This is a genomic window from Cyclobacterium qasimii M12-11B (assembly GCF_000427295.1).
GTDB classification, from domain to species: domain Bacteria; phylum Bacteroidota; class Bacteroidia; order Cytophagales; family Cyclobacteriaceae; genus Cyclobacterium; species Cyclobacterium qasimii.
In genome coordinates, this window is record NZ_ATNM01000064.1 from 73,909 (window position 1) to 100,686 (window position 26,778).

General features: G+C 38.5%; 24 protein-coding genes and 1 pseudogene. 23 read left to right on the forward strand and 2 right to left on the reverse strand.

What is annotated here, in order from left to right; translation table 11 throughout:
* Positions 1-61: 61 nt before the first annotated feature.
* The 3 genes and pseudogenes from ADICYQ_RS05685 (at position 62) to ADICYQ_RS05690 (ending at position 1,529) form a co-directional block, all read left to right on the forward strand.
* Positions 62-589 carry an Ivy family c-type lysozyme inhibitor gene (locus ADICYQ_RS05685; RefSeq protein ID WP_020889071.1) on the forward strand — a complete coding sequence of 176 codons (528 nt, stop codon included), beginning with the start codon at positions 62-64 and terminating at the stop codon, positions 587-589.
* 365 nt (positions 590-954) lie between these two features.
* Positions 955-1,005: pseudogene (locus ADICYQ_RS29570) on the forward strand (hypothetical protein); the annotation flags it as partial.
* A gap of 50 nt (positions 1,006-1,055) precedes the next feature.
* Positions 1,056-1,529: a DJ-1/PfpI family protein gene (locus tag ADICYQ_RS05690; RefSeq protein ID WP_020889073.1), complete on the forward strand. Its 474-nt coding sequence runs from the start codon at positions 1,056-1,058 to the stop codon at positions 1,527-1,529.
* A gap of 174 nt (positions 1,530-1,703) precedes the next feature.
* Here the strand turns inward: ADICYQ_RS05690 and ADICYQ_RS05695 are convergent, their stop codons facing one another.
* Together ADICYQ_RS05695 and ADICYQ_RS05700 are read right to left on the reverse strand one after the other, a co-directional pair.
* Positions 1,704-1,901 (reverse strand): YetF domain-containing protein, encoded by a 198-nt coding sequence (locus ADICYQ_RS05695; RefSeq protein WP_020889074.1) that lies wholly within the window; start codon positions 1,899-1,901, stop codon positions 1,704-1,706.
* A 37-nt stretch (positions 1,902-1,938) separates the two neighbouring features.
* A complete protein-coding gene (locus ADICYQ_RS05700) occupies positions 1,939-2,265 on the reverse strand; it encodes a DUF421 domain-containing protein (RefSeq protein ID WP_020889075.1) in 327 nt (108 codons plus the stop codon).
* Between the two features lie 261 nt (positions 2,266-2,526).
* Between ADICYQ_RS05700 and ku the strand changes: the two genes are divergently transcribed.
* The 20 genes from ku to ADICYQ_RS25810 all read left to right on the forward strand — a co-directional run bounded on the left by ku (position 2,527) and on the right by ADICYQ_RS25810 (position 26,560).
* Entirely contained in the window at positions 2,527-3,300 is a 774-nt protein-coding gene (gene ku / locus ADICYQ_RS05705) for a non-homologous end joining protein Ku (RefSeq protein ID WP_020889076.1), read from the forward strand.
* The gene (gene ligD / locus ADICYQ_RS28265) at positions 3,301-4,839 is read left to right on the forward strand and encodes a non-homologous end-joining DNA ligase (RefSeq protein ID WP_020889077.1); all 1,539 of its coding nucleotides are present in this window, start codon (positions 3,301-3,303) and stop codon (positions 4,837-4,839) included. It abuts the gene before it with no gap.
* A 2-nt stretch (positions 4,840-4,841) separates the two neighbouring features.
* Positions 4,842-5,729, forward strand: a complete 888-nt coding sequence (ligD, locus tag ADICYQ_RS28270; RefSeq protein ID WP_020889078.1) for a non-homologous end-joining DNA ligase — start codon at positions 4,842-4,844, stop codon at positions 5,727-5,729.
* A 164-nt stretch (positions 5,730-5,893) separates the two neighbouring features.
* Positions 5,894-7,513 (forward strand): CehA/McbA family metallohydrolase, encoded by a 1,620-nt coding sequence (locus tag ADICYQ_RS05715; RefSeq protein ID WP_040414723.1) that lies wholly within the window; start codon positions 5,894-5,896, stop codon positions 7,511-7,513.
* Between the two features lie 131 nt (positions 7,514-7,644).
* Positions 7,645-8,757 carry an amidohydrolase family protein gene (locus ADICYQ_RS05720; protein WP_081652299.1) on the forward strand — a complete coding sequence of 371 codons (1,113 nt, stop codon included), beginning with the start codon at positions 7,645-7,647 and terminating at the stop codon, positions 8,755-8,757.
* Positions 8,758-8,787: 30 nt separating this feature from the next.
* Positions 8,788-10,053: a hypothetical protein gene (locus tag ADICYQ_RS05725; protein WP_146947655.1), complete on the forward strand. Its 1,266-nt coding sequence runs from the start codon at positions 8,788-8,790 to the stop codon at positions 10,051-10,053.
* A gap of 66 nt (positions 10,054-10,119) precedes the next feature.
* Positions 10,120-10,851 (forward strand): carbohydrate-binding family 9-like protein, encoded by a 732-nt coding sequence (locus ADICYQ_RS25795; RefSeq protein WP_161625579.1) that lies wholly within the window; start codon positions 10,120-10,122, stop codon positions 10,849-10,851.
* A 351-nt stretch (positions 10,852-11,202) separates the two neighbouring features.
* The gene (locus tag ADICYQ_RS05735) at positions 11,203-11,511 is read left to right on the forward strand and encodes a hypothetical protein (RefSeq protein WP_020889084.1); all 309 of its coding nucleotides are present in this window, start codon (positions 11,203-11,205) and stop codon (positions 11,509-11,511) included.
* Positions 11,512-11,528: 17 nt separating this feature from the next.
* Positions 11,529-12,437 (forward strand): hypothetical protein, encoded by a 909-nt coding sequence (locus tag ADICYQ_RS05740; protein ID WP_040414725.1) that lies wholly within the window; start codon positions 11,529-11,531, stop codon positions 12,435-12,437.
* Complete coding sequence (locus ADICYQ_RS05745; protein WP_020889086.1) at positions 12,434-12,820, forward strand: hypothetical protein; 387 nt, start codon at positions 12,434-12,436, stop codon at positions 12,818-12,820. Before ADICYQ_RS05740 ends, ADICYQ_RS05745 begins: the two co-directional genes overlap by 4 nt.
* A gap of 455 nt (positions 12,821-13,275) precedes the next feature.
* Positions 13,276-14,853 (forward strand): SGNH/GDSL hydrolase family protein, encoded by a 1,578-nt coding sequence (locus ADICYQ_RS05750; protein WP_020889087.1) that lies wholly within the window; start codon positions 13,276-13,278, stop codon positions 14,851-14,853.
* Between the two features lie 156 nt (positions 14,854-15,009).
* Positions 15,010-16,497: a pyridoxal phosphate-dependent decarboxylase family protein gene (locus ADICYQ_RS05755; protein WP_020889088.1), complete on the forward strand. Its 1,488-nt coding sequence runs from the start codon at positions 15,010-15,012 to the stop codon at positions 16,495-16,497.
* Positions 16,498-16,649: 152 nt separating this feature from the next.
* Positions 16,650-17,348 (forward strand): response regulator transcription factor, encoded by a 699-nt coding sequence (locus ADICYQ_RS05760; RefSeq protein ID WP_020889089.1) that lies wholly within the window; start codon positions 16,650-16,652, stop codon positions 17,346-17,348.
* A 5-nt stretch (positions 17,349-17,353) separates the two neighbouring features.
* The gene (locus ADICYQ_RS05765) at positions 17,354-18,754 is read left to right on the forward strand and encodes a sensor histidine kinase (protein WP_081652300.1); all 1,401 of its coding nucleotides are present in this window, start codon (positions 17,354-17,356) and stop codon (positions 18,752-18,754) included.
* 132 nt (positions 18,755-18,886) lie between these two features.
* Positions 18,887-19,108: a hypothetical protein gene (locus ADICYQ_RS05770; RefSeq protein ID WP_020889091.1), complete on the forward strand. Its 222-nt coding sequence runs from the start codon at positions 18,887-18,889 to the stop codon at positions 19,106-19,108.
* 89 nt (positions 19,109-19,197) lie between these two features.
* On the forward strand, positions 19,198-20,445 hold the full coding sequence (locus tag ADICYQ_RS05775) for a spondin domain-containing protein (RefSeq protein WP_020889092.1): 1,248 nt from the start codon (positions 19,198-19,200) through the stop codon (positions 20,443-20,445).
* Positions 20,446-20,817: 372 nt separating this feature from the next.
* A complete protein-coding gene (locus ADICYQ_RS05780) occupies positions 20,818-21,075 on the forward strand; it encodes a PAS domain-containing protein (protein ID WP_020889093.1) in 258 nt (85 codons plus the stop codon).
* Between the two features lie 8 nt (positions 21,076-21,083).
* Positions 21,084-23,213: a PAS domain-containing sensor histidine kinase gene (locus ADICYQ_RS25800; protein WP_020889094.1), complete on the forward strand. Its 2,130-nt coding sequence runs from the start codon at positions 21,084-21,086 to the stop codon at positions 23,211-23,213.
* Positions 23,110-23,469: a sensor histidine kinase gene (locus ADICYQ_RS30135; RefSeq protein WP_081652301.1), complete on the forward strand. Its 360-nt coding sequence runs from the start codon at positions 23,110-23,112 to the stop codon at positions 23,467-23,469. The genes ADICYQ_RS25800 and ADICYQ_RS30135 overlap by 104 nt, the downstream gene beginning before the upstream one ends.
* A 439-nt stretch (positions 23,470-23,908) precedes the next feature.
* Complete coding sequence (locus ADICYQ_RS25810; RefSeq protein WP_020889096.1) at positions 23,909-26,560, forward strand: PAS domain S-box protein; 2,652 nt, start codon at positions 23,909-23,911, stop codon at positions 26,558-26,560.
* Positions 26,561-26,778 lie beyond the last annotated feature (218 nt).

Below are 26,778 nucleotides of genomic sequence, written 5' to 3' on the forward strand. Positions count from 1 at the left end.
AAGGCATTGAAGCCCCCCGATTTTACTTCACCTGAAATAATTCAGATAGCATAAAAATTTCATGAGACAGCCTTCTTTAATAGACATAATTTCAGTAATACTAGTAACCTTTGCTATTGTATCCTGTAAGCAAGTAAGCAATTCTGAAGGGAAGGTTAAAACATTACCAGAGGTAGAACAAGCCTTCAACCAAAAAGAAGCAGTTCTTAACGGCGAAAAGCCGACGGCTAACACCCCCATTTCAAACGAACTTTCCTTTCTAAAGGCTTTCAATGAGAAGTATCCCTATGAGATAAAACTTTTGGAAGAGCCTGTAATAAAAAAACGGCTGGAAAAGATGCTGGGGCCTCAATATGCTTTTGTGAAAAGCATATGGGAAGTGGAAACGCCAATTACTATTGTTGACGGAATGTTTTATGCTTGGGGAATGCAAGCACATAGTGGTGGCGACCCGGGTGCTGTGCTAATGGCAGACCTAAATAAAAATGTTTTGTATGTAGGCATTAGAAAAAAGGAAGATGAGCAATTTTATTCCGAAGACGGAAGTCCCGTACCACAAAAACTGCAAGATTGGGCAGATGAACAATAACCTAATCGTTCCATTTTTGTTCCAAGCTCGAAGGATTGCTTTTGTTGGGTGCAGCACTTGAGTTTCATGGTAGTTATCACGCTAAGTTTAATGGATAAACAAGGCTTTAGAAATTCATTTTTGGCAGTTACAAAAAAAGGGCAGATATGGCTTTTCCCACGTTGGAACGATCATTTTTTTACCTTATATTGACCCTTCAAGACGCAAGAACCGTATACTATGTATTGTTAATTCTAGCCTAATCACGAAACTGTTATCGGATTTCATATTCGGTTTTAATTAATTAAATCAGCCACCCAAAAAACCATATAAAATAAGGTTGGCAGCAACCTTTGAAACCAATTAAAATTTTTAAATTCTAAAAAATGAAAAAGGTATTATTCTTAACCGGAGACTTTACAGAGGACTATGAAACAATGGTTCCTTTTCAGATGCTTGAAATGGTTGGTTACACCGTTCACACCGTTTGTCCCAACAAAAAAAGGGAGACATTGTTAAAACCGCTATCCATGATTTTGAAGGAGACCAGACGTATACTGAAAAACCAGGCCACAACTTTGTGTTGAATTATAGCTTTGATGATGTAAAAGTTAGCGACTATGATGGATTGGTGATTGCAGGTGGTAGAGCACCAGAATATTTGAGATTAAATGGGGAATTAATCGAAATGGTAAAACACTTTTTCGAAGCCGATAAGCCTGTAGCCGCCATCTGCCACGGTATTCAGATTTTGACTACAGCTGGCGTTGTAAAAGGGAGAAAACTAACTGCTTATCCAGCTGTTGGCCCTGAAGTAACCTTAGCAGGTGGAGAATTCCAGGACATTCCAGCAGATGCTGCATTTGTAGATGGCAACCTTGTCACCTCTCCGGCCTGGCCAGGTCACCCAAGTTTCATCCGGGAATTCCTGAAAATTATGGGAACTAAGATTGAGATATAAAAACTGCTCCTGAATAGATAAAAGGGCATTCTAACCCTTTATCTATTCAGGACATTTCTGAAGTCTAAATCACCGCCAATTCCGGAAAATACAAACTTTTTCAACAAGCGGCTATTCTCTTTACACAGACCTCCTCCGGGCCAGGAGCATATTGTTCTCCCCGAAAAATAGTAATTAAATCAAATCTCCCATGTCCTCTGGTAAGATTGAATTTTCTACTTTCTCATTTTTATATTTAAACACACTTAATTCTCCTGATTGCTCATAATAAGCATGTTCAACTTCAGCAAGATCTCTTATCCCTGATTGCCTTAAGAGCATCAATACTTCCTTTTTATCAATATCATCTACTTCAAAATTTTCTGTCAGCAACTTTCCTTTTCAACCAATTTTAAAACTTTTGGATGGGTTATTTTCTAACACGCTGATATTTAACACCTAACAAAACATATACCCTCTGAAAAACAGCAATCAAAGTAATGACAGAAATTGCCACTACCAATGGAACTGAAGGGTAAAACATGGCATCTCCAACTGCACTTCCCATTGCGACTATCAGTAAAATATCCGCACTTCCCAAAGTACCAACTGCACGCTTACCTATCCATCCTATAATGAGAATAGTATAACTCATAATTATAATCACCCTAAGCATGATTTCTAAATAAATCATAAAACTAAAATCTCCAAATAGCATTTTGAGAAAATCAAAGGTGTATTCCTCTCCGTCAATCATAACAATTATAATTTTAAATTATTAATCATTTTACAGCTAATTGTAATGCATTGAAATCTTCAAATATATTAAAGAAGGTAATTAATAAATGAATCTAATATAACATTTAGGCATGATGATAAGCTAAAAAATATTTCAAGTTTAAAGAGATAAATTCTTTAGGGTCACAAAAACTTTCTTTAGCATCCATCTAAAAACTAAAAATTCCATAATTTTTAGTTGCATAAAAGTGTTTACTAATTATCACCTTATAACAGCACTATGAAATCAATTTGGAATGGTACCCTCAGCTTTGGGCTTGTCTCAATTCCCATTAAAATGTATTCCGCTTCAGAAGGGCGCACCCTCGATTTAGACATGCTTGATAAACACGACCATGCCCGAATCAGGTACAAGCGTGTCAACGAAAATACTGGCGAGGAAGTAGCGTATAAAGACATTGTGAAAGGCTATAAAAAAGACGATGCCTATGTCATTTTAGAAAAGGAGGATTTCGAAAATGCAAATATCAAAAAAAGCAAAACCATTGACATCGAAGAATTTGTGGAAGAAACCGAGGTGGCAGATATGCTTTTTAAAAACCCATACTACCTCGAACCTCAAAAAGAAGGGGGAAAAGCGTACAATCTATTGAGGGATGCTTTAAAAAAAACAGGTAAACTAGGTGTGGCAACCTTCGTCATGCGTCAAAAAGAAAATCTCTCACTCGTTGGCGTGTATAAAAATGTCATTGTATTGCATGTTATCCGCTTTGCAGAAGAAATCCGAGACACTAAAGAAATTAAAATCCCAACCTCTAAAACCTCTAAAAAGGAAATCGCCATGGCGGAATCCCTTATTGAAAATTATACTGAAAAATTCAATTTCGAGAAATACAAGGATGTCTATAACGAACAACTTTTGAAGACGATCGAATCCAAATCCAGCGGCAAAAAAATCAAGGTTGAAAAGATGAAAAGTGAGCCTACAGCTGCCAAAGATTTAATGGCAAAACTTAAGGCTAGTCTTGAGCAACGAAAAAAGATGGCTTCCTAAATGGGACTCAAAGCGTATCGACAGAAGCGAAGTTTTAAAGACACACCTGAGCCTAAAGATGTGTTTGATAAAAGCAACCAATTCAGGTTTGTCATCCAAAGACATCGTGCCAGTCATTTGCATTACGACCTGCGTTTAGAAATGGACGGAGTACTCAAAAGCTGGGCAGTACCTAAAGGTCCTTCTATGAATCCTAAGGACAAACGTCTGGCAGTACAAACCGAGGATCATCCTGTTGCTTATTTAAACTTTGAAGGGATCATTCCAAAAGGCAACTATGGTGCAGGAAAAATGACCATTTGGGACGAGGGTCATTATGAAAACCTACACCAAGGAAACTCGCTATCTGATGACTATGATAATGGGAAGCTAAAAATCACCTTTCACGGCAGCAAACTCAAAGGGCTCTTTACCCTGGTGCGTTCAACTTCCATGAACAAAAAAGAACAATGGTTGCTTATTAAACATAATGATGAATTTGCCACAGACCTAAATTATGACGCTGAAGATTTTACGCTTAAAGCGTTTTCTATCGAGCAAATCCAAAGCCCGAAAAAATTAAATCTCAAATCGATTATCAAACCCATGCTCGCCTCTCCAGGAAAAACAATATTTAATGATAAGAACTGGATTTATGAATTAAAATATGATGGCTACCGTGCATTGGCAAACCTCAATAATGGCAATGCGGAACTCTATACACGTAATGGACTTTCTCTAAACGAAAAATTCAGCGCAATCCATAAAGATTTAACTACCATAGGTCACAACGCAATTCTGGATGGGGAAATAGTTGTATTAGATGCAGATGGACTTCCCCAATTTAATGCCTTGCAAAATTATAACGAAGAGACCACCAAAGGATTACTGGTGTATTATGTGTTTGATTTGTTGCATCTCAACGATCACGACACAATGGAACTCCCTTTAATAGACCGCAAGCAATTGCTAAAAGAATTGATTCCAGAAGCCTCCCATCTTCATTATTGCGACCATGTCGAAACCATGGGAATAACGGTCTATGAAAAAGCTTTGGAAATGGGCATGGAAGGTGTCATTGCAAAAAAAGCTCATTCTACGTATGACTTGGGGCTTCGTTCTCCTAACTGGCTAAAGTTTAAAAAGATAGAAAACACAGAAACTATCCTTTGCGGTTACACGCTTTCAGAAAAAAAATCCCGAAAGTTCGCTTCTTTAATCTTAGGGATGGTAGAAAATGGTCAACTAACCTATGTCGGAACCTGTGGTTCTGGGTTTTCAGAAGAGCAGATTAAGGAGTTGTACCACAAGTTTGAAGTACTCCAAACCGACGAGCCAGTGTTCGATATCCGCAAACAGCTTAAAGGTCGTGAAGCTATGTGGTTGATTCCCAGACTGATTTGTGAAGTGAAATTTTCAGAATGGACACCTTCAAAGGTGATGCGCCATCCTGTCTTTTTAAGGTTGCGTGAAGACAAAAATTTGGAATTTGAACAAACCCCATTTGTTTCAAAAAATATAGCCAACAAAAAAAGACTACGGACGCTGAATTTGCATTAAAAGTGGACGATGTTAACCTAAACATTACAAATCCAGATAAGCTCTATTGGCCAGAATCCGGTTACACCAAATACGATATGTTGGATTATTACATCAAAATGTCCGACATCATCTTGCCTTATTTATTGGATCGTCCGGAAAGCTTACATCGGCATCCCAATGGCATCAATGGCCAATCCTTTTATCAAAAAGACCATGAGCATTTACCTAATTGGATTGAAACCCATGCCATCCATTCAAAATCTTCCAAAAAGGAGATCAATTATTTATTATGTCAAAAAGAGGCCACTTTGCTATACCTCAATAATCTAGGGTGCATCGAACTCCATCCATGGCATTCTACCATCTTTCACTTAGATAATCCCGACTATGCCATCATCGATTTAGACCCATCTGATAATAACACATTCGAACAGGTAATTGAAACCGCATTGGCTGTGAAAGAAGTATTGCAACAAGCAGGCATCGACGGTTATTGCAAAACCTCTGGTGCATCTGGAATGCACATCTACCTTCCTATGGGAGGTAAATACACTTATGAGGAAGCACGCGATTTCACCAAATTACTCTGTTATTACACCCAAGAAAAGCTTCCAAAATTGACCACAATGGAAAGAATGTTGAAAAAGAGAGGCCCAAAAATTTATTTAGATTATTTACAAAACCGAAAAGGTCAAACCATCGTCGCACCTTACAGTTTGAGACCCCAGTTAAACGCTACAGTATCAATGCCATTGCACTGGTCTGAAGTCAAATCTGGTTTAAAAATTACTGATTACACCATTGAAACCGTCCCGAATATCATGGCTAAAAGAAAAGATCTTTTCAAAGGTGTATTAGGCCAATCGATTGATATGGGAAAAGCCATTGAACAATTGAATAATTTATAAGCCCCTTATTTTTCTCGCTTTCACATTGTCTTAGCAGTGTCTCAACAGCCGAAAACCATCTATTTAAAGAATAGTTGAGTTATTCATGGAATAAAATTCTGTTTGTAATGATTGAGATACTTCTTATCTTATAACTCAATCCTTAAAGAAAACAAAAATAAGCCATGAGAAATAGCTTAGTACTAATCCTCTCAGCACTCTATTTATTGGGATGCAATGCACCGAATGAAGGGCAGAAGATTAATATCCGAATTGTGGAGGAAGCATCTGGAGAAATTACGCCAGTAATGGCTTGCATTACCAGTGTAGACGATGGACTGGTACGCATTCCTCCAGCGGCAGCTATTGCCGACTCAGTTTCTCTTGTACAGGATTTCTATAAAGGCATCGCATTTGAAAGCGAAAAAAATTGGATAGGTCCTATTCGTAAGATGAATGGGATAGGCGACAACGATGACCGGAGTTTTGTGTATCAAAATCTCCCATCAATCCCTCACTGGGGAGAGCCTGTAGCCTATCAGGTTTCAGGTGACTTTTCCATCACTCTCCCTCCTGGCACCTGGCGGATCAGCCTGGAACATGGGAATGAATTCATCCCCATCAATGAAGAATTTACGGTTACCAGTGGCGACAAGGAAATTACAAAAACGTATACCATGAAACGCTGGATCGATCTTCCAGCACAAGGCTGGTATTCAGGCGATGTACACGTACACCACCCTACCACAAAGCAAGCCTTCAAAGATTTCCTTTGGGAGTATGCAAAAGCTGAAGATGTACACTTGGTCAACATCTTAGAAATGGGCCATCATAAAGGCACCGATTTTCATCAGGAAGGTTTTGGAGAAGAATTCAGGACTTGCAAGGACGACATCTGCCTTGTCTCAGGCCAGGAAGGGCCTCGCAGCACCTATGGGCACATCATTGGGCTTAACGTCAACGTAATGGTACGCGACACCTCCACTTACAATTATTATGACCTGGTCTTCAAAAAATTGCAATTGCAAGCTGGTGCCGTTGTTGGTTACGCCCACTTTTCTTGGAACGGCTGTGATTTACCGAGAGGCTTTCCCTGGTACATCACCACCGAACAAATAGACTTTGTGGAGCTGCTACAGTTTTCCATGATCAACACCATGGATTATTACGATTACCTTAACCTTGGCTTCCGCATTACCGCTGCTGCAGGCAGTGACATTCCTTGGGGATCTACCTTGGGTGAGGTGCGTACCTTTGTGTATACTGGAGATACCTTCTCAGCAGATGCCTGGTTCGATGGACTTAAAAAAGGACATACTTTCGTATCCAATGGGCCAGCCCTATTTCTCGAAGCAGATGAATTTCTTCCGGGCTCAGAGCTTATCCGCAGCAAGGGATCCACAACCAATTTAAGTGTAAAGGCGCTTTCTCATGATGGAATTGGCAAGATCGAACGCATAGAAATCTACAACAATGACGGCTTGTTAATGGAAAAGTTAAATCCTGAAGGGGCCGACGAGCTTGAAATCGACCTGGCCCATACTTTGAAAAAAAGCCAATGGTTATCCGCTGCAGTGTACTGTGAAAATGGAGCAGTTGCCCATACCACTCCCATCTACTTTATCGTCGATGGCCAACCTACCTGGGATCCCGAGAAGGCTCCTGGAATTATCGTGAAGCAATTGACAGCCATTCAATCCATAGAAGATGAAACCAGAGCAAAAGAAAAAGTTGATGAAGGGATTATCAGCCGCTTGGAGGATGCAAGGACTTTTTATGGGGCGATTATGAATAGTATACAGTGATAGAAATGGTTTAAGAAAGCTAAAAACCTTACAAAAAATGACTTTATTTAAGTATTAAATCTTTCTAAAAAGATCACAATGGGCCCTAACCATAAGATATTTTAATTTACTGCTTACCCACTAATCAAAACATGAAGAAAATCAAATTGTTCCTCCTTCTGCCACTTCTTATACTCAGCTTTGCCTTTATCCAAGGAAAGGTCTTTGAGAATCCAGAGAAACTGGTCAATAACCATGAGGAACATTACTACAGTATGGAAGATTTTGCTACTGTTAGAAAATTTGACATTCATATTCATCTCAATACGGAGGAGGAATTTTTCATGGAGCAGGCGCAGGAAGATAATTTTCGCTTCTTGGACATAATTGACGACCGGCCATTTGGCGTCCCCATGAAGAAACAGCAAAAAATCGCCAATGGACATTTAAAGCATTTTTCCAAAAACATGGCCTTGGCAACCACCTTTTCGGTCAAAGATTGGGGCAAGGCCAACTGGGCTAAAAACACCCTAAAAAATCTGGAAAAATCCTTATCGGAAGGTGCAGTAGCTGTCAAAATCTGGAAAAACATCGGCATGGACTTGAGGGATGAGAATGGTGATTTTGTAATGGTCGACGATGAACAACTTGATCCCATTCTAGATTACCTTATTGAAAACAACATTCCCTTATTGGGGCATAATGGTGAACCGAGAGATTGTTGGTTGCCCTTGGAGGAAATGACATTTAGTCAAGGCTACTACGGTGCGCATCCTGAATACCACATGTACTTGCATCCGGAATATCCTTCTTATCAGGATCAGATCGATGCAAGAGACAATATGCTTGAAAAGCACCCTGAGCTCACTTTTATGGGCGCCCACTTGGGCAGCTTGGAATGGAGCCTTGATGAGTTGGCAAAACGACTGGATAAATTTCCAAACATGTACGTGGATTTAACACGCCTTTCCAATTTGCAATTTCATACTTTTAATGACAGACAGAAAACCAGGGCCTTTTTTATTAAATATCAGGACAGGCTTATTTATGGGACCGACAGTCAGATCAATCCTACAAAGGATCCTGAGGCATTCAAAAAAAGCATCCATGACAGGTGGATAAGTGAATGGAAATTCTATGTGACAGATGAGGAGATCCGTTTAGCCAATTTTGGCACCTTGTCTGGATTAAAGTTACCAACTGAGGTAGTGGATAAAATCTATTCAAAAAATGCTTTGCGCCTATTGGGGCTTCAAAATTGGTAACCAGGAATAATAAAATATTCTATGCAAAATATGACACGACGTGAATTCACGAAAAAATCGGCACTACTAGGCAGCGGACTTGCCGCTTCCACTTTAGTAGCCTGTGAGGGAACGAAAACCATTCGCAATGATGAGTTGAAGGTGACCCTACCTAGACCAATTCAGATCGTAATAGATGATGTTGGCTGGTGGTCAGGGGAAGATGGCCATACACGTCAGGAACCCTACCGAACAGGTATCAACCGAAACCATGTTCCTGCCGATTATCAGGCAATAGTTGAACTTGGAGAAAAATTGGGCGTAAGACCGCAAGCTGCAACAATCCTCTGTGAATGGGACAGAGAAAACATACTTCGAAACCTCCCCACAAGCACCTGGATGCGGGAAAAATGGGACAACAGCAATTGGGTTGGTCCATGGTTGGATGAGGCTGCCGCTATAATTAGGGACAATCAAAATCATTATGAGCTAACCATGCATGGCGTGGGGCATGAATATTGGGAGGGTAAAAATGCCACCAGAGCAGAATGGGCAGACAGTTTTGGAACAATGCGTCCCCTGGATCAAGTAGAACTTCACCTGGATTACTATGAAAAATTGTTGGAGCAAAATCAATTGGGGCCGTTCCCTACTTCTTTTGTCCCTACCGCTTTTTTACATGGGTTTGGTTTGACAGGTGCACATAAAACCAGCATGGCGGCAGTTATCAAGAAACGTGGGATGAATTATATCAACACCCCTTTTTATAATATGTACAATGCCGAAGGTGCACAGTATGGATTATTCGGGATTGACGATGGTATATTGACCGTAGACCGGGGAAAAGATCTGCTTGATTGGGATGTTTTTGGTGGAAAACCAAGCGGAATACTTACTGGCTCCACTTGTGGTTTACATTGGCCCAATATGCTGCATGCAGACCCAAGTCGCAATTCAGAAATTGTCGATGGCTGGGTAAAACACCTGGCGCCATACAATGATAAACCAGAAACGTTATTGGCCAGGAACTCTTCCTCGTTTAGAAATCAGCTTGTACATCATGTGTGCACAAAAGTGGCCCTTCATGAAAATAAGATTAACATCGATTTTCTGGAAACCAATAAACTGCAGGATCAACTCAATGAAAATCCATTGACCATCAAGATCGAATCCAAAAGAAAGTTAACTTTCACTTCTGATGATGTAACGCTAACTGATTCAGAAATTCTTAAGGAAAAAGACAATTACCTGTATACTTTGGAAATCGAAAGTGTGAATGGTCTGGAGAAAGCTGTGGTAAACTTTGTAGCATCCTAAGGATTAAATTTTTAAATTCTATTCAGCTAATAAATTATGTGGAACCTAAAATCAGTCACCCATAAAATGAGACTTAAAAATTCAATGATTCTTGGCGCATTAATGTTGTTCATGCAGTGTGCTGAGAAAACAGCTACAGATTATACAATTGAAGCATCCTTCGCCTCTAAGGCTCCTGTAATTGATGGCAAAGCCGATGAGCCCATTTGGCAACAAGCAAAACCTATAGCACTAAAGGAAAATCGTTCTGGAAAGGAAGTATTAGAACCAGGACTACAAACCCATGTCAAGGCATGTTATGATGACAGCACCTTGTACTTTTTATTTGTCTGCAATGACCCAGATATTTGGGCTGCTTTTACACAACGCGATGAATATCTGTGGGAAGAAGAGGTTGTGGAAGTATTTATCGATGTAGATGATGTGCCTGAGACCTATGTAGAAATCGAAGTTTCCCCTTCCAATGTCCTTTTCGACAGTTATATTGTTGATCCTGAAAATATTGATGTTCCAGCTACAGCAAGATTTAACTTACCTCGTTTAAAAACGGGCGTAACCGTACAGGGAACACTCAATCAGCGTGAAGACCTTGATAGCAGTTGGACTGTAGAAATGGCCATACCCTTTGAAGACTTGGCCACTGCAACTACTGAGAATGTAGGCCCTGAGACTGAAATCAAGCTCAACTTTTATCGATTGGATAAAAACCAAGGAGAAGAACCGACCTCCTATGCTTGGTCACCAACAGGTAAAAGTTTCCACAAACCATCTGTTTTTGGGAAACTCGTTTTTAAATAAATTGATATTATCATTTTCAAGAAGGGAGTTTGATTCATTCATCTTATTTTAAAGTTACCCCTCCCAATATTCTCTTTTATTGACAATGGATTCGCCTAAAACAAAGAAATAAAACCAAAAGCAAGGTTGAAATCTTTAACATTGAAAATTTACGAGGATCAGAATCCCCTCCACATTCCCCTTATAATTGCTATTAAAATAACAACTAAATATTTTTGGATAATACATTAAAGTAAAGTATTTTTAGAAAGCTTCATACAAAAATCACGACAGCCCCCTATATTTCTAGTGCTTTTGTAAAGCTGATAACGAGACATTTAGCGTTTTTAAGTGTGTTTTTTTAAAAAAATTATGAAAATAAACAAGCTACTGGCTGCAGCTATTTGCTGTTTTTTTGCTACCTCCTATTGGACTTTTGGTCAGGATGTAAACCAGGATTACATCATCAATCAGGAGGATCATAAAATTTATGGTACAATCAAAAAATCATTTGATTTTAACAAAGCCAATTCTATCCCTTTCATTACGAACGAAGGAATAAAAACCAGGTACACTCCCAATGATATTAAAGGATTTGGATTGGCAAATGGAAGACAATTTAAAAGCAGACATCTACCTGAAAAGGAAGAGGAGGGGTTTGTTTTTTTCAAATTATACTAAAAGGGAATGTCAGCCTTTTGAGTTATAAAAATCGATATTTTATAGAAAATGAGGACTATTTTCTGCAGTTGGACAAAGTTGATGAAGCAAGAGATGTCGATGGGAACCTTGTAAGAGCAAGAGACAGGGAGTATATGGGCTTTTTAAGTTATATGCTTTACGGGCCATGCGGTGATGTACTACAGAAAAAGATTTCAACCACCAGCTTATCCGAACAAGAATTAATTTCAACTTTTAAGATCTATTACGAATGTGAACAAATACCCTACGAACTGAATGTGAAAAACTTACCTTTTGTGAGGGCCTCTCTGGTCGCAGGCACGGGGATTTCTTTAACCCAATCCAACCTGACAAAAGACTCCTTTGATGAAATACCCCATGTTTTTGATACCCAATACAACCCATTTATAAGCCTTGGAGTGAAGCTTGATCAATGGAGACGGTTGCCGCGTTTTTCATTTGATACAGGTATTGCTTATACAAAAAAGAACAATGTCATCAATATGGAATTGTTTAAACCAAACCAGAGGTATTCCGCTACTGAAGAATTTTCAAGGTCAAGTTTAATTGTACCCATCTTCATCAACTACCTGTTTTATCGAACGAAAAAAAATGAATTCTACCTTGGTGCAGGCACTGTAATTCGGACCAATACCTTAGAAAGCAAGTTTAGCATTATAGACTATAAAATCACTTATGAGCCAGTTACGGTAAGGCTCTCTGAAGAATCTGTTTTAACTTATTCATCGGCTAAGCTTTCGCCCGCAATAAAGTTAGGCGTCAACTTCCTCTTTAACCAAAAATACGGTATAGTATCTGAGTTTCAATTGGAGCATATCTCAAAGGAATATACAATTGATTTAAGTACTCGCCAATCTTACTACAATTCCCTTGTTGCATCTTACATGATAGGTTTTAGATTATGAAAAGACAATTTATTTTTATTGGACTGTTGTTGGTAATCTCCCTTTTAAGCGCCTGTGAACAGGAGGAATTGTCACCTAGGACGAACCCCAGATTTAGTGCGACTTCTATTCAAAGTATTGATGAAACAGGGGTAGAATTTATCTCTAAAATCTACGATTTTGGTAGCGAGGAGATTATTGAATATGGCTTCCTTTATAGCTTAAATGACTATCCTATTATAGAAAATTCCGAGGTGATTTCGAAAGTCGGAAAACCTGAAAATCAGTTTTCCATGAAAGTCGAAAATTCTTTAGCCAAAGGACAGAACTATTATGTGGTCGCCTTCATTCAAACCAGCACTGAAAGGGTATATTCAGAACCAATTGGATTTGTAAGTCCATAAGCACCATGCTTCATTTAGGAAGTACCACTGAATGATAGGGATACCTTACAGTGCTGGACAGTAAGCGAAGTAAACTCGATATACAGTACGCTTTGAAATTTAAAAAACATGATAACAGAGTTATCAGTATTGAGAAAATTCCTTCTGAAACAAAACCCTGATAAAATACTCTGAGAGCATTCGTTTTTTCCAAAGTAAGTTTGATTTTGGAATTAAACTGGAAATACTTAAAATTGGAAAATTAGCGATCCCTTACAGAAATTTCAATTAACAGAAAGAAGTGAAGTAGATGCAAAAAAGCGCCTCCTCTGAAATTAAATTAAAATCAATGGGGAAAATATTGAGTTAAAAGCTTTAAATTAAATCCTGATTACTAAAATTTCAACTCCCTCGTGAGGATTGAAAAATGATAAGGGTGAAAACCCTTCTGTGCATCTTATTAAATTAAACGCTCAATGAAATTAAGCTTTCTTACCATCCTTATCCTATTTGTTACAAACACCTTTGCTCAAAACGACCCCGCCTGGGACAATACTCAAATTGAAAACTGGCCGGAGGAATGTTCGAGAATAATGATTCCATCTACCTTAGATGGAAAAAATCAGCCCGCGATTTTTTACGCTGCAAAGCAAAAAAATCGACCTTTGATTGTAAGCTTGCACACCTGGAGTGCCAATTACGAACAGCAAGATGTATTGGTAGATGAGAGCATAAAAAAGGATTATAATTATATACACCCTGATTTTAGGGGGCCTAACAAAACCTTTGAAGCCCTTGGGAGCGAATTTGTAATTCAGGACATTGAAGATGCCATAGCCTACGCCATAGAACACGGCAATGCGGACCCCAACAATATTCACGTGGTAGGAACGAGCGGTGGTGGACATGCTACCTTACTTACCTATATGAATACCAATTATCCTGTAAAGACGTTTTCAGCATGGGTGCCTATCTCGGATATTAACAAGTGGTATTACGAGTCAGAAGGAAGAGGAAATAATTATTCCTTAAACATCGCAAGGGCAACTGTCAAAGGGGCTGACTTTAGCAATGAGGACTACTTTTTAGATGAAGAAGAGGCGATAAAACGTTCTCCAATCCACATGCCCACACCCATAGAAAAGCGTAAAAACAGCAAGCTCTATATCTACGCTGGAATCCACGATGGGTACACCGGATCAGTACCCATTACCCAATCATTAGATTTTTACAATAAGGTAGTTGCGGATTTTGACGCATTAGAGAAGAAGGCAATCATTCCTCAGGAAGATATTATTGAGATGCTCGCTTCCAGAAATTTTATAGCCACTGATAAAGACAGCATTGCTGACAGGCTAATCCACTATCAAAAAGCCTACAAGGATTTGGTTAAACTTACCATTTTTGAAGGCACACATGAGTGCCTAACGAGCGTAGCTTTAGATCAGGTAGAAGTTGACAAAGTTTTAGCCATTGGCGATTCGAATGGAGCCAAAGAACATGGCTGGGTCGACCAATTAAAAAAAGCCAATTTTGAGGATTTCATCTACAACACCAGCATTTCCGGAAACACCATAGGTTTCAATAACAATGGCCAGGAAAAGCTCAACACATTACTTAATGTGGATCGGTACATGAATGAGGCAGATCAGAATTTACATGGTTTGGACAAGGTTGTGATTATGCTTGGCACGAACGATTGTAAGGCAGTTTTTGAGCCAAGAAAAAATGAGATTCCCGACAACATGGCCAGTCTGATAAAACAGATAAAATCACATCCGGTTTACCTGAAATACCATCCGGAAATTTTTGTGATTTCACCTCCACCCTGCGGAGACGATCATATAATGAAGGAGAAATACCACGGTTCTTCCGAAAGAGTGAAAGCGTTGCTACCTAAATTCAAAAAAGTGGCAGAATCAAATGACTGTACCTACATTGATATCTTTACGACCTTGGCTCCTCAGTGGGCTTCCTTAGCCAAAGATGGCATTCATCCCGAAGAAGATGGTCAGATTATGATGTCAAAAATAATAGAGAAACAAATCAATTAAACCCTAAATAGACCATTATACTGCCTGGCGCTTGTGTCAGGAGATTGAATACAAGGAAAGTAAAGCCTTAGCCCTCTTTTACCTTATTCACTACCTCACTAACTAGTTAAACCCCGTAAATTGATAGTGTTGAAGGAATAGAAAAATAAAACCATATTGGAAAATACCAGAAAATCATCTATAGAAATCAGTAAAGAAGAATTTCGGAAAATTGGACATCAACTAATTGATGATATTTCTGATTTTATTGATTCAATCGACCAAAAACCTGTCACCCCAAATGAAAGCCCTGGCCAACTACAAAACTTATTGGGGCACTCCCAATTACCCGAAGCGGGTAAACCTGCCGCCGAGTTAATTTCCAAAGCGACTGAATTATTATTCAACCATTCTTTACTAAATGGGCACCCTAAATTTTTCGGATACATCACTTCTTCTGCTGCTCCAATTGGCGCATTGGCTGATTTACTAGCTGCCTCAGTTAATCCAAATGTTGGCGCGCATATTCTAAGCCCTATCGCTACTGAGATTGAAAAACAAACCATTGCCTGGCTGGCTGAATTTATTGGTGTTTCACCAAGCTATGGCGGCCTATTGGTCAGTGGTGGCAATATGGCGAATTTCACTGCATTCCTGGCCGCAAGAACAGCAAAAGCACCGAAGACTGTCAAAGAAGATGGGCTTGGCAACGCATCTAAAAAATTAACGGTTTACTGTTCTACCACAACACATACCTGGGTAGAAAAAGCCGCCATTTTATTTGGGCTGGGCACTAAGTCAGTAAGGTGGATCCAAACGGATGCTTCCAATAAAATGGACACTAAAGTTTTAGAAGCCACCATCGCAGCGGATTTGAAAAATGATTGTAAACCAATAATGGTAATAGGAACAGCCGGTGACGTAAGCACCGGGGTCGTGGATAATCTGGATGCTATAGCTATTATTTGCCAAAAACATGACTTGTGGTTCCATATTGACGGCGCTTATGGTGTGCCTGCCGCAGTTGTTCCAAAGTTCAACTATCTATTCGAAGGAATCAAAGAAGCAGACTCTATTGCTTTAGATCCGCACAAATGGTTGTACAGTCCTCTTGAGGCTGGATGTACATTGGTAAGGAATCCACAGCATTTAATTGACACCTTTAGTTCACATCCTGAATATTACAATTTCAGCAACGGTGGAGACGAAACAACGCAAAATTTCTATGAATACGGACTTCAAAACTCCCGTGGTTTTAGGGCGCTAAAAGTTTGGCTAGCCTTGCAACAAGTCGGTAGAAGTGGGTATGAAAAATTGATTAGTGAAGACATTGAACTCTCCCAAATGTTATTTGATCTTGCTGAAAAACATCCTGAATTGGAAGCTGTTTCGCAGAACTTAAGCATTACTACCTTTAGGTATGTCCCACTTAAAAATAGCAAAGACAACAATTATCTGAATGCCCTGAATGAAGCCCTTTTGAATGAATTACAAGCTGGAGGAGAGGTTTTTTTATCCAATGCCATTGTTAACGAAAAATATTGTTTGAGGGCATGTATTGTGAATTTTAGAACCTCCCAAAAGGACATTGAAGAAATCATTGAAATAATTATCCAATCGGGAAGAAGGGCAAATTTAAACCGATCTCAAACAGAAAAAGGTTAATAAAAGGGCACTAGAAAAACCCAAGCTAAAGTGATTTCACCAATTAGAACCTTTGGTAAAGTTATTTGAATTCACCTCCTTCAAATTCATCCTAGCACCAGATTATATTTGATTGTGAGACTTTTGTGATATATTTTTTTCAATATTGTAAAATGGGTGACAAAAAAATACTTCTAATCGAGGACGATAAAGACATTGCTGAACTGGTGGTTTTACATTTAAACAATGTGGGCTATGCCGTGGAAAGTGTCAATACCTTTGCCAAAGGAATGGATTGTGCACTTAACAATCAGTACCAGCTCATTCTTTTAGATTTAATGCTGCCAGATGGGGATGGGTTAGACATCTGTCGGAATTTAAGAATGGAGAAAATCCAAACGCCCATTGTTATGCTAACAGCCAAAACCGAAGAGATTGACAAGGTCTTAGGCTTGGAGTCTGGCGCAGATGATTATATAGGCAAACCTTTTAGTATCCGAGAATTTATCGCAAGGGTAAAAGCAATTATACGTCGTAGCGCAATATCCATCATCGAAAATGAAACCGAAGTCTTTCAATTCGATAATTTAACGATCAATATTTTTAAGCGTAAGGTTACCCTCGATGACAAAATACTTGAGCTTACAAAAAAGGAATTTGAACTTCTCTACTTCTTGGCAAAAAACAAGGGAGTAACCTATTCCAGAGAAAAGCTTCTAAACATAATTTGGGGCTATGAATACGCAGGATACGACCACACAGTAAATTCTCATATCAACCGCCTTCGCGCAAAAATTGAAGACAGCCCTAACAAACCCAAATTCATATTAACAGCTTGGGGTGTTGGCTATAAATTTAACGATGAAATATAGCGTTTATGAAAAAGATATTTAACAGTTTGTTTTGGCGCCTGTCCTTTTTTTTCCTCTTTTTCTTATTAATAATATCAGGGGTTTTTATTTATATCACACACAATTCCTCAATTATTTATTCGCAGGAAACCTCCCAAAAATTAAACCGTCCACTAGCCGAGAGAGTAGCCAAATTCACCCAACCATTCGTTAACGGCTCATTAAATGATGTCGATGTAGAAGAAATGTTCCACAATGTCATGGTACTTAACCCTTCTGTGGAAGTGTATCTATTGGACGAATCGGGGAAAATCCTCAGTTATTACGCTCCTTTTGGAGAAGTAAAACTTGAACGTTTGAATTTAGACCCCATTCATCAATTCATTGACAATAAGGAGGAATTCATAAAAGGTGAAGACCCCAGAAACCCAGGGGTTCATAAGATTTTTTCTGCGGCCAGCATCATAAACAATGACAAGAAAGTGGGCTATATTTATATAATATTGGCTAGCGAAGAATACACGAGTGTCACAGACATGTTGGCTCACAATTATCAAATCAAACTCGCTACCAAGGCGGTACTAATTACCCTTCTGGCAGCCATAATTATAGGTTTTTTTGTCATATGGTACCTCACCAAAAACGTCAATAAAATCAGTGCTGCCGTAAACCGTTTTAAACATGGTGATTTGAGCTCACGTATCCACTTGAAATCAAAGGGTGAGTTATCTGTATTGGCCAATAATATTGATTCAATGGCAGACACCATCGTAAGTAATATCAATGAAATCAGGTCTGTAGAAAAACTGAGAAAGGAATTAATTTCTAATATTTCTCATGACCTAAGGACCCCTTTGACTTCAATACAAGGCTATGCCGAAACGCTGGTTTTACTGGAAGAAAAGTTAGACAAAAAGACTAAAATCAAATATTTAGACACCATCCTTTCCAGCACCCAGCGGTTAAAGAAGATGGTGGACGATTTATTTGAGATTTCAAAATTAGAAGCAAGTCAGGTTGAAACCAAGAAAGAAAACTTCTCCATAAATGAATTGCTTTCTGATATGGTCATGAAATTCAACCTAATAGCAAAAAGCAAATCCATCGATTTTAAAATCCAAATGTTAGAAGAGAATGTCCTTGTGTTTGCAGACATTGCTTTAATGGAACGCGTTTTTCAAAACCTTCTGGACAATGCACTAAAACACACCAATGAAGGTGGGACAGTCCTTATTGTCATTAAAAATAAAACCACGGATGCTATCGAGATAATGATTAAGGACACCGGCATAGGTATTTCTTCTGAAGAATTGCCCTATATTTTTGACAGGTACAAAAAGGGAGAATCCAATAATCAAGATGGAACAGGCTTGGGTCTTGCCATAGTGAAAAAATACTGGATTTGCATAAACAAGACATCAAGGTAGAAAGCGAATTGAATGTCGGAACGTCCTTTTCTTTTAATCTACCTGTTCATTCCTAAAAGTTGACACTTTTGTGATCTTTTCGTGATACTATCTGGCTTATTTTGATAAAGTTAACCTTTAAACTTTATCAAAATGAGAAAAGCCTTTTTTTCAACAATTTCCTTAATTACTGGTACGAACCTGTTTACTCAAAACAGTAAAAAAATGGCGCTTACCCATGAGCGGAAAGTAGCTATTCTCAATTTCGAAAGAGTACCAATCCCCCAAGTAAATCCTTCCAACTTCTATAGTAAAAGAGGCACTGCACTCAATTCAGGTAAGGCTCTTTTTTATCAAAAAGATGCTAAACCTTAATTCCCTAAATAAAAACTTCATCCATAGGATCAAGAACAAACGCAATTGAACCTAAAACAACAACTATTTATAACCTTAAACCAAATATTATGAAAAGTGTAAAATTATTAAGCTTGGCGGCATTTATGGGCGCATTATTATTGCTAAATGCTTGCAATGATGAGGATATGGATATGCCTCAAAAAACGAACAGTGAATTTACAGTTACAATTGAGAATGTATTCGAAGGCAAAGATTATTTTAATACCGGCCAAACCGGATTAATAACACCTGATAATTCTGAATCTTTTAGCTTCAATGCCGGTAAAGGTCAATCGTTGAGTTTTGCTACCATGCTTGTCGAATCCAACGATTTATTCTATGCTCCTGATGAGATGGGCATAGCTTTGTATGATGACAATGGGGAACCTGTAACAGGTGATGTAAGTGCTATGGTTTCATTATGGGATGCAGGAACGGAAGTCAACGAAGAACCTGGTATGGGCACCAATCAACCTTTGCGTCAAAGTGCAGCAAATACCGGTACTGCTGAAAGCAATCCTGTAAAATTGGTGGATGATGGCTTTACCTACCCTACTACAAATGATGTCCTAATGGTGGAAATTGAGCATGATGGGGGCACCATGTTTACGGTCACCCTTAGCAACGTATCCAATAGCGCAAGCTTGACTTCGCCGCTTGCACCAGGAGTTTGGGTAATTCATTCAAGCGATCAAATGCCTATTTTCACAGATGGTATAGTAGCACAAGCAGGTTTAGAGCCCTTGGCTGAAGATGGAGACAATGCTATACTAAATACGGGACTGGTTGGTATGACAGGATTCTTCTCTCCATTTGCTCCTGGGGCTTATTCCGTAGGAAGTGAGAACATGGTTTATATGGTAGGGCAATCTGCAAGCGCTGCATTGGAGAGTTTAGCTGAAGATGGAGATGCCTCCGGTTTTGAAAATGTATTTAATACTCCCGTTGGCACTGCCGCACCAGGTCCGTTGCTTCCTGGTAACTCTTACTCATTTACCTTTACATCCGAAGAAGGTGATCAACTGTCCTTCGCTACCATGCTCGTACAATCCAACGACTGGTTTATTGGAGCAGATAATATTGACCTGTTTTCAAATGGCACTGCTTTATCAGGGGACATTACCAGCATGGTGAATTTATTGGATGCAGGAACTGAAGTTGATGAATATGCTGGTGCAGGAAACTCCCAGCCTCTTCGCCAAGCGGCTGCTAACACTGGCATTGATGAAGGTGCTGTTGTGAACATGGAAACAAATCCATCTGCCAATGTTCCTCTAATTAGCGACATGGTAAAAGTTACCATAACACCAATGTAAAATAATTCTCTTTCAGAATAGGGATGCCTGCTGGTAATAATCTTAGCGTTATTACCAGCAGGCTTTTTCAGTAGGTAGTAATTTTTTTAAATTCAATAATAGCATCAAACTATTCTATTTCTGAAATAGGCCTACTATACTTTGGAATCCGAATGCCAACAAACATTATCCATCAACTAAAAAAAGAACATTGTAACGGCACAAAGAACAACTAATTTGCTATACTATTTGAAGAATCATTATAAAAATCTAGCATTAAACTCGTATTAATATAGATTATTATAAAACATATCCATATATATTGTGTTATTTGTTATGTTAAATTATTTGAAAAAATTTAAATAGTATAATTATTTAAAAAGGAATCAAATTATGCAGGCTTCTAGTAAACACATAGGTTTTATAGCTGCGAATCATATACCCGCTTTATTGGCCTATTGGGATAAAGATGAAATATGCAGATTTGCAAATGCAGCCTATTTGGAATGGCAGGGGAAGCCTCAGGAAGAAATAATAAACAAAATTTCAAAGAAGGAACTGTTGGGGCCCGAATATGAGAAACATATCCCTCTTATAAAAGATGCTCTTAAGGGTAAAAACAAAGTTTTTACCGCGAAACCAGATCGCTAAAAAATAAATTGCTCCATTCTGAAGTAACCTATACACCCTATATTGAAAATGGTGAAGTCCTTGGATTCACAGCACATATTACGGAAAAACCAAGCCCAAAACCCATAAATGTCCCAGATTCTAAAACTGAAAAGCTATTAAAAGACTTTTTGGAATTAGCGCCTGACGCCATCGTAATAGTGGATAGTACCGGGACAATACAAATGGTTAACCAACAGGCTGAAAACATATTTGGCTACTCTAAATTAGAACTACTAGGAAAAGAAATAGCTTTTCTAATACCAGAGGGTCATCGGGCAAAGCACAAAGGCCATATCAAAGAATACTTCGATTCCTCCGCTATCAGGCCAATGGGCACAGGCATGAAGTTGTACGGTAAACGAAAAAATGGAGATATATTCCGAATCGAAGTAAGTTTAAGCTCTACGAAATCAGAAGATGGCATTCTTGTAATGGCTGCTGTCAGAGACATCACAGATCGAATTAGAATAGAGACTGAACTTGAAGAAAGCAATAAACGAAATAGTATATTTATCCAGCAGTCTCCAAATGCCATTGCCATGTTTGACAAAGAGGTGCGATATATGGCCGCATCTCAAAAATGGCTTGAAGACTATGGTTTAAAGAACCAGGAAATTATCGGTCAATCCCATTATGACATTTTCCCGGAAATTGGACAAGACTGGAAAGACAAGCATCAACAGTGTTTAAAGGGTGAAATTCATCAATGCGATGAAGAAGCTTTCAAACGTACTGATGGATCTACCCAATGGATAAAATGGGAAATTCGTCCTTGGTTTGTCTCCGAAGACAATATTGGAGGGATTCTCATGCACACCCAAGACATTACGCCCCTAAAAGAAAAAGACCGGGAAAAACGGCGAATAGAAAAAATATTAGAAAGGACCAATGCCGTTGCAAGAATTGGAACCTGGGAAGTGGACTTGGACAAGGAAGAATTTATATGGAGTAAAATAATCCAGGAAATTCATGAAGTCCCTGAAGATTTTGTGCGTGACGCAACATCCGTCATGGGTTTTTTCAAGAAAGGAAGAAGTCAGGATTTAATGTCAAAAGTAATTTCAGAATGCATTTTCAATGGTACTCCATATGACCTGGAAGTTGAATTAATTACTGCAAAAGGCAACGAAGTTTGGGTGCGCATCATAGGACAATCCGAGTTCGTCGACGGAAAATGTAGACGCATTTATGGCATCCTTCAGGACATCACTTCTATCAAAAAGACAGAAATAAAATTAAATAAGGTAAATGAAGAATTAAAAGCCATTTTAGATTCTGGGACTGTATCCATAATAGGTACTGACAAGGAAGGTACAATCACTCATTTCAATCGGGGAGCTGAGAAAATGCTACAGTATTCCGCATCGGAAGTGATTGGAAAGAAAACCCCGGAAGTTTTTCATTTAAAAGACGAAATCATAAAACATGGAGAGAAACTGTCCAATCAACTTGGGCGTCAGGTAAGCGGTTTTGAAGTTTTTGTAGAGACTTCAAATATTGGCGACCTTGGCACCAACGAATGGACCTTTATCAGAAAAGATGGACAAAAGCTTGTTGTACTTTTAACCTTAACTCCTCTAAAGAATCAACAGGGAGAGACTTTTGGTACGCTTGGAATAGCTACAGACGTAAATGAACGAGTAGAAAATCAACATAAACTAAAAGAAGCCAAGGAAAACCTGGAGGTATTGACAGAAAAACTTTCCTCTCAAAACATGCAACTGGCCAACTTTGCCCACATCACCTCTCATAACTTACGGGCCCCTGTGAGCAATTTAAATTCCCTACTTCAATTTTACCATACCAGCGAAGGGCAAGAGATAAAAGATACTGTCATTGATAATTTCGAAACCGTTTGTAAACACCTAACGAATACGCTAGATAATTTAGTAGGATTACTAAAGATTCAGGAAGAAGGTTCTAAAAAAATCGAAATCATAAACTTTGATGAAGTACTTAGCAAAACAAAAGAAATGCTCGTTGGCCATATAAGGGAATCGGGGGCGCAAATAATTGCTGATTTTACAAAAGCACCAAAAATTACCTTCAATCGTATTTTTTTTAGAAAGTATCTTTCTAAACCTCGTAGGAAATGCCATAAAATACCGTTCCCCTGACAGAACCCCAATTATTAAACTTGAAACAGACATTAGCTATAACCGAATCCTATTTACAATTACGGACAATGGCTTGGGCATCGACCTAAAGAAACACAGCGGAAGTTTATTTGGGCTGCACAAAACATTCCACGAAAATTCCGAAGCAAAAGGCATAGGGTTATTCCTGACAAAAAATCACATTGAGGCAATGGGAGGAACGATCTATGCGAGCAGTGAAGTGGGAAAAGGAACCACCTTTACTGTCAAGTTCTAGCCAGGGTCATTTCATTTCGTGCTTGAAAGGCTTCCTTTGAAAAATCCTGAAATGCTATTGTATATTTCCAGCTTACTCATTTACTATTTAGAGTTTTTCATTGTATAAGATATCAATGAAATACAAGTGGCCTTTTGTAGGATTCATGCTATTGGCATGGTATTCGATATAAAGTAAAAGTTGGGTCTCAAATTCGACTTGCTTTTATTTATTTTGGGCTTGACTAAAATTCACAAAGTAAAAGGATATAGAACAAAATACTCGCTATAAATAACTACGAATCTACTACAGCACTAGAAAACCAAATCATTGATTTTTATTCATTCGTCAAGTCGGTTTTCATATAAGTTATCCCCGAATTAATCCAGCTATATTTATTTAACAAGTTAATTTTTATATTATACTATAAATTAACTTTCCATTTAATCAGATCTTCTTTATGCATGCTTCTAGTAAACAAATAGGCTTAAAAGCTGCTAATCAAATCCCCGCATTATTAGCCTATTGGGACAAGAATGAAATTTGTCGGTTTGCCAATGCCGCTTATTTAGAATGGTATGGAAGATCCCAGGAAGAGATGGTTGACAAAATGTCCAAAGAGGAATTATTGGGACCAAAGTATAAAGAGCATATTTCTTTTATAAGAGAAGTGCTCAATGGCAATGAACAAAGATTTGATCTGGAGATAATGACACCAAATGGTGAATTGCGTCATTCTCATGCTACTTATACTCCAGATATAGAAAATGGTATAGTCCTTGGGTTTACTGCCCACATTTCAAATATAACAAGCAGAAAGCGATTAGAAGTCTCCAATGCTAAGTCTGAGAAGCTACTAAAAGACCTTCTTGAATCCGCACCTGATGCTATCATAATAGTGGACAGTTCTGGAACAATCCAAATAGTAAACCAACAGGCCAAAAAGATATTCGGCTACTCAAAATTGGAGATGGTGGGAAAAAATATTGAGTTTTTAATCCCTATGGAGCATAGAGCAAAGCACAAAGGCTATATTGAAAAATTCTTTGTTGCCGCCACTAACAGGCCATTGAGCAAAAATCTGAAATTATTCGGAAAACGAAAGAGTGGAGAAAAGTTTCGCGTAGAAATAAGCCTGAGTCCCACCCAAACAGAAGACGGTATTCTAGTAATGGCTACTGTTCGCGACATTACGAATAGGGTGAAAATGGAAACAGAATTGGCTGAAAGCAATAAGCGAAATAGCATTTTTGTTCAACAAGCCCCTAGTGCAATTGCCATGTTTGACAAAGGAATGCACTATATGGCAGCCTCTCAGAAATGGATGCAAGATTATGGAATAGAGGGAAAGGATATCATTGGAAAATCCCACTATGACATTTTTCCAGAGATTGGGGAAGAATGGAAACAGAAACATCAACGCTGCTTAAAGGGAGAAATTAACCAATGTGATGAAGCGCCTTTTGATCGTGCCGATGGCTCCCGTCAATGGATAGCATGGGACGTACGCCCCTGGTATTTGTCAGAAGGTGAAATAGGTGGTCTGCTTATGTATACCGCAGAAATCACCCCTCTAAAAGAAAAAGAACAGGAAAAACAGCGGATTGAAGAAATATTAAATAAAACCAATGTCGTAGCTCGGATTGGAACCTGGGAGGTAAATTTGAATCAGGAACGATTAATATGGAGTAGAATCACCAGGGAGATACATGAGGTAAACAATGAGTTTCAACCTAATTTACCAATTGGTATTAACTTTTATAAAGAAGGAGAAAGCCGAGATAAAATATCAAGAGCGGCTACAGAAGCAATTGACAAAGGTACTCCATTTGACTTGGAACTTGAACTGGTGACGGCAAAAGGGAATTCAGTATGGGTACGTTCAATAGGACAGGCAGAATTCGTTAATGGAAAATGCCAACGCGTCTATGGCATCTTCCAGGACATTACCAAAATCAAAAATGCAGAAATAAATTTAAACCATGTAAATGAAGAATTAAAAGCACTCCTTAATGCTGAATCAGTCTCCATCATTGGCACAGACACAGAGGGTTTGATCACGCATTTCAATCGAGGCGCAGAGAAAATGCTTCAGTATTCCGGGGCAGAAATGATTGGAAAGAAGACAGTAGAAGCTATTCACGTCGACGAAGAAATGGCAGACCTTGGAGCCGAATTGTCCGCCAACCTCGACCGAGAGGTAACTGGGTTTGAAATTTTTGCAGAATCCGGAAAAGATGAGCGTCACAATACCCATGAATGGACCTACATTAGAAAAGATGGGTCAAAACTCATCGTCCTTCTGGTGATAACCCCTCTAAAAGATTATAAAGGAGGAATATATGGTTATCTAGGAATAGCTTCAGACATAAGTGAACGTGTAGAAAATCAGCGAAAAATACAGGAGTCCAAAGAAAATTTAGAGTTAATGACAGAGAAACTTTCCTCTCAAAATACGCAACTCGCAAACTTTGCGCACATTGCCTCTCATAACTTACGCGCTCCAGTAAGTAATCTAAATGCCCTTCTTCAATTTTATCATTCAAGTGATGGACAAGAGATGAAAGAAGAAATCATCGGCAATATTGAGACGGTAAGTAAACACCTGTCTACCACACTTAATGCACTGGTAGACACACTTAAGATTCAGGATGAAGGTTCTAAAAATATGGAAATCATAAGATTTGATGAAGTTCTTGAAAGAACCAAAGAAATTTTAGTGGCCAATATAATGGAATCAAAAGTTCAAATAAATGCAGATTTCTCAAAAGCTCCCAAAATCACATACAATCGAATTTTTCTAGAAAGTATCATTTTAAACTTAGTAGGCAATGCAATAAAATACCGCTCTCCAGATAGGGTACCAATTATTAATATAGAAACTGATATTAGCTATAACCGAATCCTTTTTACAATAGCTGACAATGGCTTAGGCATAGACCTTGTGAAACACGGGAGAAATCTATTTGGCCTTCATAAAACATTTCACAAACATGCTGAGGCAAAAGGCATAGGACTCTTCCTGACAAAAAACCACATTGATGCAATGGGTGGAATAATCACTGTCAAAAGTGAAGTGGGGAAAGGAACCACTTTCACTGTTAAATTTTAACAATAGACATTTCCTTATCATGCTGGATTATTTTTTCATATAGGATCTGGAAAAGCTATTAAATTTCTCAAAACACCCCATTTAAGCACTTAAGGTATTTATAGGTATACTTCGATTATTAATAGCGCAGGTTCTAAGTAAAAAACTTTAATACTTTTCATCGTGAAGTCCAGATTCCGTTTCAAATTAAAAATGCTTTTAATCTAAAACTTTTAATC